At 52.3% G+C, this 12,766-nt stretch carries 14 protein-coding genes; 9 read left to right on the top strand and 5 right to left on the bottom strand.

Annotation, left to right across the window (positions count from 1 at the left end; genetic code table 11):
• Positions 1–16 precede the first annotated feature (16 nt).
• Positions 17–1,378 carry a tyrosine-type recombinase/integrase gene (locus AACZ64_RS01525; protein ID WP_293613631.1) on the bottom strand — a complete coding sequence of 454 codons (1,362 nt, stop codon included), beginning with the start codon at positions 1,376–1,378 and terminating at the stop codon, positions 17–19.
• Positions 1,379–1,878: 500 nt separating this feature from the next.
• On the opposite strand from AACZ64_RS01525, the gene AACZ64_RS01520 reads away from it, so the two are divergent.
• The 4 genes from AACZ64_RS01520 to AACZ64_RS01505 all read left to right on the top strand — a co-directional run bounded on the left by AACZ64_RS01520 (position 1,879) and on the right by AACZ64_RS01505 (position 5,339).
• Positions 1,879–2,052: a hypothetical protein gene (locus AACZ64_RS01520; RefSeq protein WP_293613630.1), complete on the top strand. Its 174-nt coding sequence runs from the start codon at positions 1,879–1,881 to the stop codon at positions 2,050–2,052.
• A 154-nt stretch (positions 2,053–2,206) separates the two neighbouring features.
• The gene (locus AACZ64_RS01515) at positions 2,207–3,763 is read left to right on the top strand and encodes a cation:proton antiporter family protein (protein ID WP_293613629.1); all 1,557 of its coding nucleotides are present in this window, start codon (positions 2,207–2,209) and stop codon (positions 3,761–3,763) included.
• A gap of 167 nt (positions 3,764–3,930) precedes the next feature.
• Complete coding sequence (locus AACZ64_RS01510) at positions 3,931–4,368, top strand: RDD family protein (RefSeq protein WP_293613628.1); 438 nt, start codon at positions 3,931–3,933, stop codon at positions 4,366–4,368.
• A gap of 95 nt (positions 4,369–4,463) precedes the next feature.
• Positions 4,464–5,339 carry an ankyrin repeat domain-containing protein gene (locus AACZ64_RS01505; protein WP_293613627.1) on the top strand — a complete coding sequence of 292 codons (876 nt, stop codon included), beginning with the start codon at positions 4,464–4,466 and terminating at the stop codon, positions 5,337–5,339.
• A 30-nt stretch (positions 5,340–5,369) separates the two neighbouring features.
• Here AACZ64_RS01505 and AACZ64_RS01500 read toward each other — a convergent pair whose 3' ends face one another.
• Both AACZ64_RS01500 and AACZ64_RS01495 read right to left on the bottom strand, forming a co-directional pair.
• A complete protein-coding gene (locus AACZ64_RS01500; RefSeq protein WP_293613626.1) occupies positions 5,370–5,645 on the bottom strand; it encodes a polyhydroxyalkanoic acid system family protein in 276 nt (91 codons plus the stop codon).
• 66 nt (positions 5,646–5,711) lie between these two features.
• Positions 5,712–6,359, bottom strand: coding sequence for a TetR/AcrR family transcriptional regulator (locus tag AACZ64_RS01495; RefSeq protein ID WP_293613625.1), 648 nt, complete (start codon positions 6,357–6,359; stop codon positions 5,712–5,714).
• 142 nt (positions 6,360–6,501) lie between these two features.
• Between AACZ64_RS01495 and AACZ64_RS01490 the strand changes: the two genes are divergently transcribed.
• Together AACZ64_RS01490 and AACZ64_RS01485 are read left to right on the top strand one after the other, a co-directional pair.
• Complete coding sequence (locus AACZ64_RS01490; protein ID WP_293613624.1) at positions 6,502–7,149, top strand: phasin family protein; 648 nt, start codon at positions 6,502–6,504, stop codon at positions 7,147–7,149.
• A gap of 305 nt (positions 7,150–7,454) precedes the next feature.
• Complete coding sequence (locus AACZ64_RS01485; RefSeq protein ID WP_293613623.1) at positions 7,455–7,958, top strand: RDD family protein; 504 nt, start codon at positions 7,455–7,457, stop codon at positions 7,956–7,958.
• 27 nt (positions 7,959–7,985) lie between these two features.
• On the opposite strand, the gene lptG is transcribed toward AACZ64_RS01485, so the two are convergent.
• Both lptG and lptF read right to left on the bottom strand, forming a co-directional pair.
• The gene (gene lptG, locus AACZ64_RS01480; protein ID WP_293613622.1) at positions 7,986–9,074 is read right to left on the bottom strand and encodes an LPS export ABC transporter permease LptG; all 1,089 of its coding nucleotides are present in this window, start codon (positions 9,072–9,074) and stop codon (positions 7,986–7,988) included.
• Positions 9,071–10,198: an LPS export ABC transporter permease LptF gene (gene lptF / locus AACZ64_RS01475; RefSeq protein WP_339639625.1), complete on the bottom strand. Its 1,128-nt coding sequence runs from the start codon at positions 10,196–10,198 to the stop codon at positions 9,071–9,073. Before lptF ends, lptG begins: the two co-directional genes overlap by 4 nt.
• 107 nt (positions 10,199–10,305) lie before the next feature.
• On the opposite strand from lptF, the gene AACZ64_RS01470 reads away from it, so the two are divergent.
• From AACZ64_RS01470 to AACZ64_RS01460, 3 genes are read left to right on the top strand one after another with little or no spacing between them, the layout of a single operon-like run.
• Complete coding sequence (locus tag AACZ64_RS01470) at positions 10,306–11,793, top strand: leucyl aminopeptidase (RefSeq protein ID WP_339639624.1); 1,488 nt, start codon at positions 10,306–10,308, stop codon at positions 11,791–11,793.
• The gene (locus AACZ64_RS01465) at positions 11,790–12,215 is read left to right on the top strand and encodes a DNA polymerase III subunit chi (RefSeq protein ID WP_339639623.1); all 426 of its coding nucleotides are present in this window, start codon (positions 11,790–11,792) and stop codon (positions 12,213–12,215) included. The genes AACZ64_RS01470 and AACZ64_RS01465 overlap by 4 nt, the downstream gene beginning before the upstream one ends.
• A 52-nt stretch (positions 12,216–12,267) precedes the next feature.
• The gene (locus AACZ64_RS01460; protein WP_339639622.1) at positions 12,268–12,708 is read left to right on the top strand and encodes a hypothetical protein; all 441 of its coding nucleotides are present in this window, start codon (positions 12,268–12,270) and stop codon (positions 12,706–12,708) included.
• Positions 12,709–12,766: the final 58 nt, after the last annotated feature.

The following is a 12,766-nucleotide window of genomic DNA, read 5'->3' as shown; positions in this document are numbered from 1 at the left end:
CCAACTGATAGCTTAGTTACCACTGCTCAAGTAGCTCTACGACCAGATCAAAACCCGCCCCCTCCAAAATATAATCTGCGATACGCTGACTAGCATCACGTAATGCACTCATGGACGGATGAATATAGTGTGCATTGACCCCCTCTCGCGCATGGCAACATAATTCATCAATCAATATGTGGTTAATGGCCAATTCAGCGCCGATGGTTTTGTAAGTGCGTCTTAGGTCGTGATTCGTCACCGCGATGCCAGTTTCCTCTTGCACAATCTTTCGAACGGCCTTCGTGTCCCAGTAGTGGCCTCGGCAGCTAACCCCAGGAAATAGATATTCCACATCTGCGGGTAAATGCCCTTGCCGATTCTTTACAATGGCTTCGGTCACGGAGTTTAAGGGCAAAGTTGCTGGCTCGCCGCCTTTTTTAATGATGGTGAATTGCGAACGCTCTAAGTCAATATCGGCCATGCGGAGCGTCATCGTACCCATCAATCTGACACCTGAGAAAAGCATGAACAGTAAAGCATCTCGGCCATTGCGTAGCGCCGAGGTATGATCATGGTGCCTAAGATTAAGAACTGATCGAAGGTAGGTTCCGAACTCAGTTTCATCCAAACGAACAGAGCGCCTATTGGTTCGGTTGATATTGATACCTAGCTGCTTCATCGCGCGGCTCACTGGGTTTCGCACGAAGAGCCCGGAATCATCATATTTGGACTGAGCCCAGTTCCAAATAGAGCGCAATATACGCATTGCATTATTTAGCTGTGTCTGGCCTTTGGGCACCATATTCAGATAAACAACTTTTACCCGTTCAGGCGTCATGCTGTATAAAGGCTCATCAAGCAGATCAAAAAGCAAGCTATTGGACTTATCTTTAATTTCCTTTTGGTATCGTTTACTAGGGCGTCGCTCAGCAATAAATCCATCGCGCATGCGATCTTCGCCATTGTCCATCGGCGTACCATAGATCATATCTCTGAGAGCGCGCTTGGCCCCAACGAGCTGTTTCTCGGCTTCTTGTTTTGCCTGTTCCTCTAACGCAAGTTGTTTGGGGTCGCGCCCCTCCTGAATTTCCAGAAACAGGCTGTCTGCGCGTTTACGCAGATGTGCCAGACTGATTTCGGCATTGCGTGCATCCCCGACTTTCATTATCTGGCGCTTATACATTTTGCTTTTTGCTGCACCGCGGGGTCGAATACGCGCATACAGGCAGAAAACGCTTTCGGCGTAGGATTGATTAGGCTTTGCTCTCACTGCGAGGTGGCTATCAGCATCGTAAATATATAGTTCTTTGCTAAAGCCACCTTGGTTGATTCGCTTCTCCACAGCCCGTAGATTGGGCTTGGAAAACTTGATACGGTTAGCGGATATTGCTCCCATGGGATCTCCCTGCATATGGTTCTATAGCTAAAATTAGGGATGCAACTGGGAGACAAATGGGCGAAACTTTTAGAATCCCAGGCATCTTTCGAGTAACGTCAAAAAGATGCCTAGTTAAATAATATCCCTATTTTTCAGGATGTTACAACAACCTGAAGAAACAACGGGTAACTTGCCTAAACATCGGGTGACGCTAGGAAACAAGCTTATTTGAATTATTCAAAATCCCCCGCCCTTAAAAGCGTGCCGGTTCGAGTCCGGCCTCTGGTACCACTTAAAAATCAATGGGTTAAAATACCTCAACCCTGCTTTAATCCCGCCGAAAATTCCCCATCCCTACAAAAAACCCTCTTATATACTCAAGGGTAGATATTTCAGCATCCCCAGCTGATCCAAGGCAATATATCGTGAGGTTGCCAAATCCAAAGCGCCGCTTATACTCGAGCGACGCTCATAACCCAGACAGTTACCCAGAAAACAATCACAAAAACAGCCAGTTGGTGCCAATTGTACTCGGCCATTACGTCGAACGTGGCGTCGGTGAACTCGACCTCGAAAAACTGCCGCAGTTGATCGAGCTGAAATATCACAGCATCCGCGATGCGGTAAACAAACTGGGTGAAGTAAAAAATATTCGGGATGTGTTTGTGGGATTTCAACGGAATTTATACTGATAACGATTTTTCTCGACCCTTTTTGGGCTGACAAGGCACTCGTTTGTGCCGCACAGCTTCAGCATTGCGCGGCCCCGAATGATAAAGAATCGCTATGCGGTGTTTCACAGTAAGGTTGACATCGAAATCAAGTCATTGAAACGGAGACCGCGCAGTGTTTGAAGTTATCACCATCAGTTTCGCCTTCTTTTTCGGTCTGGCCGTCCGTCAGATTGGCTTGCCGCCCCTGGTTGGCTTTCTGGCAGCGGGGTTTGCCATCAATATCTTCGGGCCGCCGCTTGGCCTGCCCGCGTACACCGGGGAAACGCTGCACCATGTGGCGCATCTGGGCGTTCTGATGCTGCTTTTCACTGTCGGGCTCAAGCTCAAGCTGGAACAGATCGCGCAGCCGCAGGTAGTGGGCGGGGCACTGTTGCATTTCGCGATTTCCACCGCTGTCTTCCTGCCGGGGTTGAAACTATTCATGGGACTGGACTGGAACAGCGCACTTTTGCTGGCGATCGCACTGTCGTTCTCGTCAACCGTGCTGGCCGCAAAACTGCTGGAAACCAAGCGCGAGCTGGGCGCCTTTCACGGTCGCACCGCCATCGGCATCCTGATCGTGCAAGACATTATCGCGCTGGTGGTGCTGGCGGTCTGGTCGGGCCAGACACCGAATATCTGGGCGCTACTGGTTTTTACTTTGCCGCTACTTCGCCCGGTACTGCATCAGTTGCTGGATTTCGCAGGCCATGATGAGCTCCTGGTGCTGATGGGCATGATGCTGTCGCTGGTGATCGGCGGCATGGGGTTTGAGGCGATGGGCCTTTCATCGGAAATCGGCGCGCTGGTGATGGGGGTGCTGCTGTCCACCCACAGCCGCGCAAAGGAATTGGGCGAATCGCTCTGGTCGCTCAAGGAAATTTTCCTTGTCGGGTTTTTCCTGCAAATCGGACTGACCGGTCTACCGGATTGGGACACGATGGTCTTTGCCGTGGCCGTTGGTATCGCGCTTTCGCTCAAGGGGGCGCTGTTCTTCGCGCTGATGGTGGCGTTCAAGCTGCGCGCACGCAGCGCCTTTCTGACTGCGCTTAGTCTGACCGCATATTCCGAGTTCGGGTTGATCGTAGCGGCGGGTGTTCTGCCCGAATACCTCGTGCCACTGGCCATTGCCGTATCAATTTCTTTCGTGATATCGGCGCCGCTCAATCGCTTCGCACATCCGCTGTACGAACAGTACGAAGCCAACCTGCGTCGGTATGAACGCGACACCATCCACCCTGACGAGCAACCAAAGGAAATGGGCGACGCCGATGTACTGATTTTTGGCATGGGCCGGACCGGTAGCGCCGCTTACCACCAGATCGAACAAGATGGATTCAAGCCACTGGGCCTTGATGCTGACACCTACACCGCTAAAGCGCACCAAGAGGCGGGACGCAACGTGATGTTCGCCGATGCAGAAGACAGCAATTTCTGGCGCAGTTGCCATTTTGGACAGATCAAGGCGGCAATCCTGGCTATGGACGATCTTGAGGCCAAGCTGATCGCCGCCCGGTCCCTGCGCCAGCGCGGTTTCACCGGGCCTATCGTCTCGCACGCCCTGCATGACTCGCATCAGGAGCAGATCCGCGAGGCGGGTGCAAACTACACCTATTTGACGATGAATCAAGCCGGGATCAGTCTGGCAGAGCATACAGCAGAGGCAATGCGCAAGGGCGAAACGGGCTGATACGGCAAGAATAAGAAGAACCAGGCAGAATTTCCCGAAAGAAGCCAGACATACCAAAACTTCTTGTCAAAGCCCTATAAAAGCGAATCCAGTATTGAATGTCGCACAATGTATTTACGTGATATAAAACCGTTAACCACTAAATCACATTAAGGAGTTTTTGCTTTATGGAAAATAAGGAATACGCAGGTTTCTGGATTAGATTTGGCGCACTGCTCATTGATTTAGTGATCATGGCGATTGTTTTATATGTGCCATTAAGCCTTATTTACGGTGAAGAGTATTGGATAGGGGATAAGCTCATATACGGATTCTGGGACGTTATGCTTGGCTATGTTGTGCCATTTGTCGCAACAATATGGTTCTGGCTACATTATCTCGGCACGCCCGGCAAAATGGCCATGAAATTACAAATCGTCGATGCATCCACCGGTGGAAAAATGCGTACCGGCCAGGCTATCGGCAGATACTTTGCGTATATTTTATCCGCTGTTCCACTATGCCTTGGGTTTATTTGGGTGGGCGTAGACCAGCGCAAACAGGGCTGGCATGACAAGCTGGCCGGCACTGTCGTTATCCGCAATACAGGCAAAGAACCCGTTTAGTTTGAAGACAGTATTTAACGCTGGAACTCGCTGCTGTCCGGTCTGTGTTGGCAGTGTTAACTTATCCTTTTTTCGCTCCTGAGACGGAGAACCCGATGAATCTGTTACGAGTTCTAATAGCCGCCTTATTGGCCACAGTTTTTTCTGGCTGTTCACAACAGACCGCAAATTCAGCAGCGGAAACGGCCGCCAGAGAAGAGCTGGCCAGCCGGAATATCCCGGTTACTCTGGCCGGCCTGAAACAGGCAACCACCAGACGGAACCATGACGGAGCTTATCTGTTCGAGGATGCAGGCTTTTTCGCAGAAATCAGCGATGTTGATTTCCGAGACGCGCTGAAACACGCAAGCACCAGCGGCAACTACGGGCTTTATGTGATGTTGTCCCGTTACGGAGCTGACCAGGTCTTTCCAGCCGGTGAACTGGCCAGCTCCCTGAATCAGACGATCAAGAAAAACACTGTTCGAATGGCGGCTTTATTGATTACCCATGGGGCAAAACCGGGCAATGATTCGTTGTTTTTCGCGGCCTACCAGGATAACTACGATCTGGCAGCCCTGCTTCTGGCAAACGGCGGGACCTTTGCGGCAGGCGAAAACAGTGGCGCTTTAAAGATGGCGGCGCGCCTCGGCAACCTGAAAGCCCTCCAAGCCTTCGTGGACAGCGGACAGGCTCGGCAAAGCCAGATTAACCAGGCAATTCTCTACGGAGCGTTGACGGAGCAAATCGACGTTGTGAAATACCTGGTGGATCAGGGCGTCGATATCAACCAGGGTGACAGTGACGGCTGCACAGCGTTGCACTACCTGTCGCAGGACGGGACGGTCGACATGGTCAAATACATGGTGAACAACGGCGCCCTGATCAACGCTACCTGCCGGGGAGCTGAAACGCCGCTAAAGTGGGCCCACTACGGCGACAATACACAGGTCACTGAATATCTGGTCAGTGTCGGTGCGACGCAGAACTAGCCCCCGACCTGAAATAAATGCGCGGAGTACTCAGGCAAACTTTTCATCCAGATATTTAGTGACTTCTGACTCGATCATTCCTTTAAAGGCGCTCATCAACAGGCCGAGCGTTACATCCACTCTGACGGTTTTGTCATCAAAGCTCACTTTGGCATCAATACCGCTGTGTTTGTAATGAACCGTATCGCCCTCCCAGCAATAATCACCACCGTGCTTGGCTTTCAGTTTTTGTCCCAGCTCTTCCGTCATGGTGCGAACCTGTGCTTTCTCCATGGTGTGATTGCGTTCCAACTGAATATGACTCATCTACCTCTCTCTTTTTTGTTGTTTTGCTAAACCTTGTTATTTGTCCGGACCTGGCCAAATGCTGTATTACTGACACTGCTTCTCGCGGAGAGAAAGCTCCGTGCAGGTTTCCATAAACTGCAATTGCTGTTCACCCAGATAAGGTGCCAATAGTGCCATAATCTGCAAAATGGCGCCCTGAATGAACTGGTGCTGGTCTAGTGATTTTTTGCGAAGGTTCTGAAATTGAAACCAGTGCGTGAAGATCAGCATGATGTTGTCAGCCAGCTGATCTATACGGCTAGCAATCATCGTTCTATCCGCCAGTAACCCTTCCTCCAGCAGGCTATCCAACAACTGGTGTATCCACTGATACTGCTTTTCCACCAACTTCCCGAACCGCTTATCTATACCGCCATACTTGTGCAACAGGTCTGTGGTGTTACGGAAAAAAAAGCGGTAGTTGAAGATATGTTCCAGCATCACATACAGGTAGAGCCAGTGCTCCTCCAGACTGGCATCCGCGCTGCGAGAGTCCTGTAGCAAAGTTTCGATACCGGCTTCAAACTGCTCATAGAGCTCCGTAACCAGCTCCTCCTTTCCCTTGAAATGGTAATAGAGGTTGCCGGGGCTGATTTCCAGCTCATTGGCAATATCCACTGCAGTGAGGTTGGTTTCGCCCTCGCGATTAAACAGATCCAGGCTCACCAACAGAATATGATCACGTCTTTTCATCAGCATTCCGACTGCGTTGCAAAATAAATTCCACTATTTCGTAAAAACCTGGTTTTTAGTATGCGTTTTCTAAAAATTATCACTAATGTGGCATGAAATTAAGCGTAAACACACGAATTCAACTGCTACCGGAGATATTACTATGGCAGAACTTAAAAACACTATCGACAAAACTGAAGAACTGGCACGCAAGATCTGGCTGGCCGGACTCGGCGCCTATGGTCACGGCCTCAACAACATTCATGACGGCTATGAAAAAATGAGCGATCAGACCCGTCGCTATTTTGACGACTTGGTTGCCCGTGGCACAAAAATTGAGTCAGACGCCAAATCCAGACTGGACAAAACCGGCGACAGATTCAAGGAAGCAGGCGACAAACTGAAAGCCAAGGGTGAAAAGATCAAGAAGCGGGGCAAAGACCTACGCAAAGACGGCATCAATATGAATGTCAGCTCCAGAATCGACGAAATTCGTGAAAAAGTCTCGTCCAAAATGGTGATGCCGACAATGCCATCCATGCCTTCGTTCTACAACAACGACGACAAGCTGGCCGAGCTGAATACCAAAGTGGACGAACTGATTCGCACCGTCAACAAGCTAACGGCCAAGTCAACAGCAACGGCTATGCCAGCGGCAAAGCCTGCAGCCAAAAAGGCACCCGCTAAAAAAGCGGCCGCCAAGCCGGTAGCAGCTAAACCGGCTCCCGCAGCCAGCAAGCCCGCCAGTGCTGAGACAACACCAGCACCGACCACAACACCGAAAGCGGATAGCCCCACTACTGGCGCTTAATATTTGTCTTACCCCCTTGCTCGCAAGAGCAACTAGTGCCCAAGGCCAATCCCATAGGCCTTATTGACAGGCTGCCCTCACCGGCAGCCTTTTTTTGCTCCAAATCACAACCCGATACCAACGACGGCGATCGCGTGCGGAGTGAGATGGATTATGGAGCCCTCTCTGATCAGGTGAGTGGAAGAAATTGATCTCAGTTATCGATGTCGAGTTGATGCTGTTTTGCTAGAATGCGGCCGCTGAGCATTAATGATTAGCAACCTGAAGTGGTGATCATAAACTCGCCAACACCCTAACTGACATAAGTGAAGTGCTCCTTGACCTCTCCCACACTCACCACGCTCCCCTCCGCAAATCTGGCAAGGCGCCTGATGGCAATGCTTTATGACAGTTTTTTGCTGCTGGGCATCAGTTTCGCCTACGGTGTTGTACTGTTGCTGTTGCGCAGGTTGTTTGGTGACGACACCATGCAGGCGCCACACAGCTCATTGCAATTATTGATCATGCTGGGATGGTGGTTTTTTTGTGGGCTGTTTTTTGTATGGTGCTGGCGTCGTTCAGGCCAAACCCTAGGCATGAAATCCTGGCGAATTCAGCTCATCGCTCAAAATGGGGATACCCCCTCCTGGCAAGCCTGCTGGATACGTACGCTGTTAGCACCACTGTCCTTTGCCGTGTTCGGCATTGGTTATCTATGGTGCCTGGTGAGCCGTAACGGCGACTGCCTGCATGATAAATGGAGCCATACACGAACGGTTGTATTACCGAAACCACCGAAACGGAGCAAAAAAAACCCGGTCACCAACTGACGTTGGGGAAGCCCTAACAATAGGGGATCAGGCTGCCCTGCGCAGCAGGATCAACCCGATAGCAGCACACACCAGTGTCGGGATGACTACCGCCAATAGCGGGGGGAAACCGAAGACCACACTCGCGGGTCCCAGCAGATCCTGGGCAGTGCTAAACACCAGCCCTACCAGAACCCCGGCAAAAATCCGGTAGCCCATCGTCACTTGCCGGAGTGGACCAAACACAAAGGAAATGGCAATCAGCACCAGGCTGACTATTGTCAACGGCTGTAGCGCCTTGCGCCAGAACTCCAATTGATATTTCGACGCATCCTGGCCCTGCCCTTCCAGATACTCGGTGTAATCGTAAAGACTCCGAATGGCCAGTGACTCCGGCGGAAGGATAATCAGATAGAGCAGCTCAGGTGACAATTTGCTGTCCCAGAGACGTGTGGTGAATTCACCGGTTTCCACTTCGTCATCCAGAAAGCGGGTGATGACTCCCCGCTCTTCCAGCCAATGGTCACCCTGGTAAGTCGCCCGTTCGGAAAAACTCGCTCTCTGGAGCCGGTGCTGATCATCAAACTCATAGCGGGTCACCCCGAACAAAACACCGCCGGGATACACAGCATTGAAATGCATGTATTCATTACCTTCCTTGTTCCAGATACCAATATTGGTCTCCTGAGAACTCTCCCCTCCTTTCAGGACCATCCGCCGGCTCTCGGCATATTGGTCCGTGTAGGGAACCACAAATTCACCCAGCAGTGCGCCCAAAAAAATCAGCATCAGGATCGGCCGGCTCACAAACCAGACAATACGCAACAGGGAAACCCCGGCCGATCGCATCACCACCAATTCAGAATTATTGGCCAACACACCGAGACCAACCAGGCAGCCAATCAGGGATGCCATCGGAATATGCTCGTAAATCCGCGCTGGCAAGGTCAACGCAACATAGATAACCACCTGAAAAAAAGTGTATTTGTTACCAATATCGTCCACCCCATCGATAACAGCGCCCACCGCATCCAGCGTCACGATAACCAACAGAACCATGGCAATTGCCGACAATACCGATGCCATAACATAAGAGGACAGACGCCTCATCGACTGATAGCCTGCATTTAATTTCATGACCGTATTCCCGCCGGTTTTCTGGCAGCACCCGAAAGTCGCGTAAACAGGGCGCCCACGACAGACCAGTTAAACAACAGCACAGCAATACCCAGAAACAGGATATGGATTCCCCACATCAGCACGAGTGCCGCAGTGTTGCCGTCCTCCACCAATCCTCTGGCACCGCTTAGGGAGACCAGGTAAATCATGTATAGGACGACTGCCGGCAGGGTCTTGGCAAATCGCCCCTGGCGGGGATCTGTCTTACTGAGAGGAATCGCCAGCAATGCCACCACCAGAACCAGCACCGGCACAGACAGGCGCCAGTGAAGAGTGGCAACGTGGGACGGAAGCGTCGAACTCATCAAAGCACCAGTTGCCAGCGTATCCACCTTGTCCCTGCTCCTCGATTCTTCAGGCTTGCTCAACCGCTGACCATATTCCTCAAACCGGGTGATTTGATAATCGGCATTGCCCGGCACACCCTCAATTCTGTAGCCGTCCTCAAGCACCAGAAAATTTGCCTCTTTCGGGTCCGGGCTCACACGGACGTGCCCGGTGGGCGCAACCACCAATACCAGCTGTTTACCCTCGACGGCGTCGGGATTGTTTTCCGCCAGAAATACGTCCTGCATTTCTTTCTGCTTGGTCACCTCTTCGGTGTAGGTGACACCCCGACCACCCTGCAGGGGATGAAAGTGCCCTGCTATCAAGCCGTCCAGCTCGCCGCGCTCCTTTTGGGCAAGCAACAGGGCTTCGGCTTTTTGCATCCCGGAGGGACTGACATCCAGACTCAGCCAGGCAACAATAGCCGCGACGAACACTGCCGGAATCATGGTGTAAACCACTAACCTGCGCACACTCATACCACAGGCTCTCATCACCGTCATTTCGCTCTGCACATAAAGCCGACCGTAACTGAGCAATATGCCAAGAAAGAAAGCCAGCGGCAGAATCAATTCGAGGAAGCCCGGCAGGCGGTAACCGATAATGGCCAGCAGCACGCCGGCATCCATTTCACCTGCTGCCGCTCTGGCCAAATACTTCACAAACCGGCCACTGGCAACCAGGATCAACAAAACCCCACTGACAGCAAATGTAGAAATCAGTAGATCCTTGGCAATGTAGCGAAATATCAGCAAGTGTGGGTTCCTGTTATGCTCGGCGGACTAGCATTGGAGTTGTTCATCCAATTATCCAGAATTACACTGCTATTGTCTCGCACTCCCTACCCATCAATGGAGATATCATGGAATTTAATACCTTTGTCGGTCAGCTCACCACCCGCAAAACCGAGTGTCTTGTGGTTGCCTATGGCCCGAAGGGGCTCGACTGCCCTGACCTCCAACAGATTGACCAGGCTATGGAGGGATTGATAGCGCGACTGATCAAAAAAGGCGACATCAAATATGCCGATGGCGCCATGCAGCTGATCAATGAGCCCAAGGGCCTGGCGGCTGAACGCCTGCTCATCTTCAGTGCTGGCAAAGAAGTACTCAATGAGCAAACCTGCCTCAACGCCTTGTCCGCTCTGGCCGGCCAATTGACCAAGTTGCCGATCAAATCTGCTTCCATCTCACTCGAAGGTATCGCCATAACCGGTCGCGAGCGCCCCTGGCTGGCTCAGCAGCTGGCGCGCAAACTGGGGGAAGCGGCCTATCTGTTCAACCCGTTCAAGTCCAGGGAAAAGAAGCCTGCGACCCTGGGCAAGGTGTCCCTGGCATGCCCATCCAGACAGGGAATAGGCCCGGTGAAACAGGCTCTGCTCCTCGGCAGTGCCATCGCCAACGGTGTCAACCGCAGCCGGGAACTGGGTGACTTGCCCGGCAACATCTGCACGCCCAGTTACCTTTCCAGTCACGCCAGGGAGCTGGCGGGGCAATATCCCAACCTTGACTGCAAGGTCCTCAGCGAAAAACAGATGGAAGCACTCGGCATGGGTTCGCTGTTATCGGTGACTGCAGGCACTCAGCAACCAGCGAAAATGATTGTGCTGGAATACAAGGGGGACAAAACCCGCGGCAAACCGATTGTACTGGTGGGCAAGGGGGTAACTTTCGATTCCGGTGGCATCAGCCTCAAACCGGGAGCCGGCATGGATGAAATGAAATACGATATGTGCGGTGCCGCCAGCGTTCTTGGCACGCTGTCGGCAATTGCCGAGTACAAGCTCCCCTTAAACGTCACAGGCATCATCCCGGCAGTCGAAAATATGCCCAGTGGCAGCGCCACCAGGCCGGGTGATGTGGTTACCAGCATGTCCGGACAAACCATTGAGGTGCTCAATACCGATGCCGAGGGCCGCCTGATTCTCTGCGATGCGCTCACGTACGCCGGGCGCTACAAACCCTCCTTCGTGATTGATATTGCGACACTGACCGGCGCCTGCGTCATGGCACTGGGCAGTCATGCCAGCGGCCTACTGAGCAATGATGACTCTCTGGCACAGGCACTGGAAAACGCCGGCCAGACCAGCGGTGACCGGGTTTGGCGACTCCCCCTGTGGAATGAATACGACAAACAGCTGAAAAGCAATTTTGCCGATATGGCGAATATTGGTGGGCGGGAGGCGGGCACCATCACGGCGGCCTGTTTTCTGGGACGGTTTACCAAAAATTATCGCTGGGCGCATCTAGATATCGCCGGTACAGCCTGGAATAGCGGCACCAACAAGGGTGCTACCGGTCGCCCCGTTCCCCTGTTGGTGGAATTTCTGGCTGAACAGGTCAGCCAATGACCAGTATCAATTTTTACAAGATCAATGGCGGTTTCCATGAATCGCTGATGCTGGCCTGCCAGTTGACGGAAAAAGCTTTTCAGCAGGACCTACAGGTATTGCTTCACACAGGTGACGAGGATGTTTCCCGGCAACTCGACGACTTACTCTGGTCGTTCCGGCCGACCGCCTTTCTGCCTCACGCCATAGAGTCAAAACCGGTCTCAGCCATCGCCATCAATCACGATGATGACCCCGGTGAGCACCACGGATTGCTGATCAACCTGTCGCAAGAGACACCGGGATGGTTTTCGCGCTTTGAGAAAGCCATTGAGATCGTCTACGATGATCAGCGGATAATAGAGTTGAAACGTGAGCGTTTCAGCTTTTATAAACACCGCGGCTATCCACTAAACTTTCACGACCTGAGCAACAAAAAATAGTGTTGATCACCAGAAATGCGGATCACCTTGCTGGCAGCCAGAGGTAGGCGCCATGAATCATGAGCCCAAAGACCCGCGCAAGACGTTGATCGAGGAACTCGATCAACTGCGTTACACCCTCCACGACAGTCCCGAGGTTCAGCAGAACATTCCCATGCTGGATGAGGCTCTCGACGACCTCGACGACCCATTCGAGCTGGACATCCCGATTCTCACTGAACCATTACTAGAAAGTGAACAAAATCCACCTCAAGCGGCCAGCCACCCGACTACTTTTCAAAGCCCCCAAACCCCGCTGACATCACCGGCCGAACCTGCCGACCAACCGAGGCATTCGACCCCGGCAGCAGCCAGCGTGGAGCTGGAGGATTTGCTGGATGAACTGATTGCAGAATACCTGCCCGTCCTGGAGCGCCGGCTACGGGAAAAACTGCGCCTGACACTCAGTTCCGATTCCCGGGAAGGTGACGAAAACCACGTCGACGCAGGCTAGCTGGCCCTTTATAATCCCCGCCTTTACGTTTATTTGCCCCGCAATATCCGCCATGGGG

The sequence above is a fragment of the uncultured Porticoccus sp. genome (assembly GCF_963975625.1).
Lineage (GTDB): Bacteria > Pseudomonadota > Gammaproteobacteria > Pseudomonadales > Porticoccaceae > Porticoccus.
The sequence above is the reverse complement of the archived record's forward strand: the minus strand, read 5'-3'. Positions and strand labels throughout refer to the sequence as shown.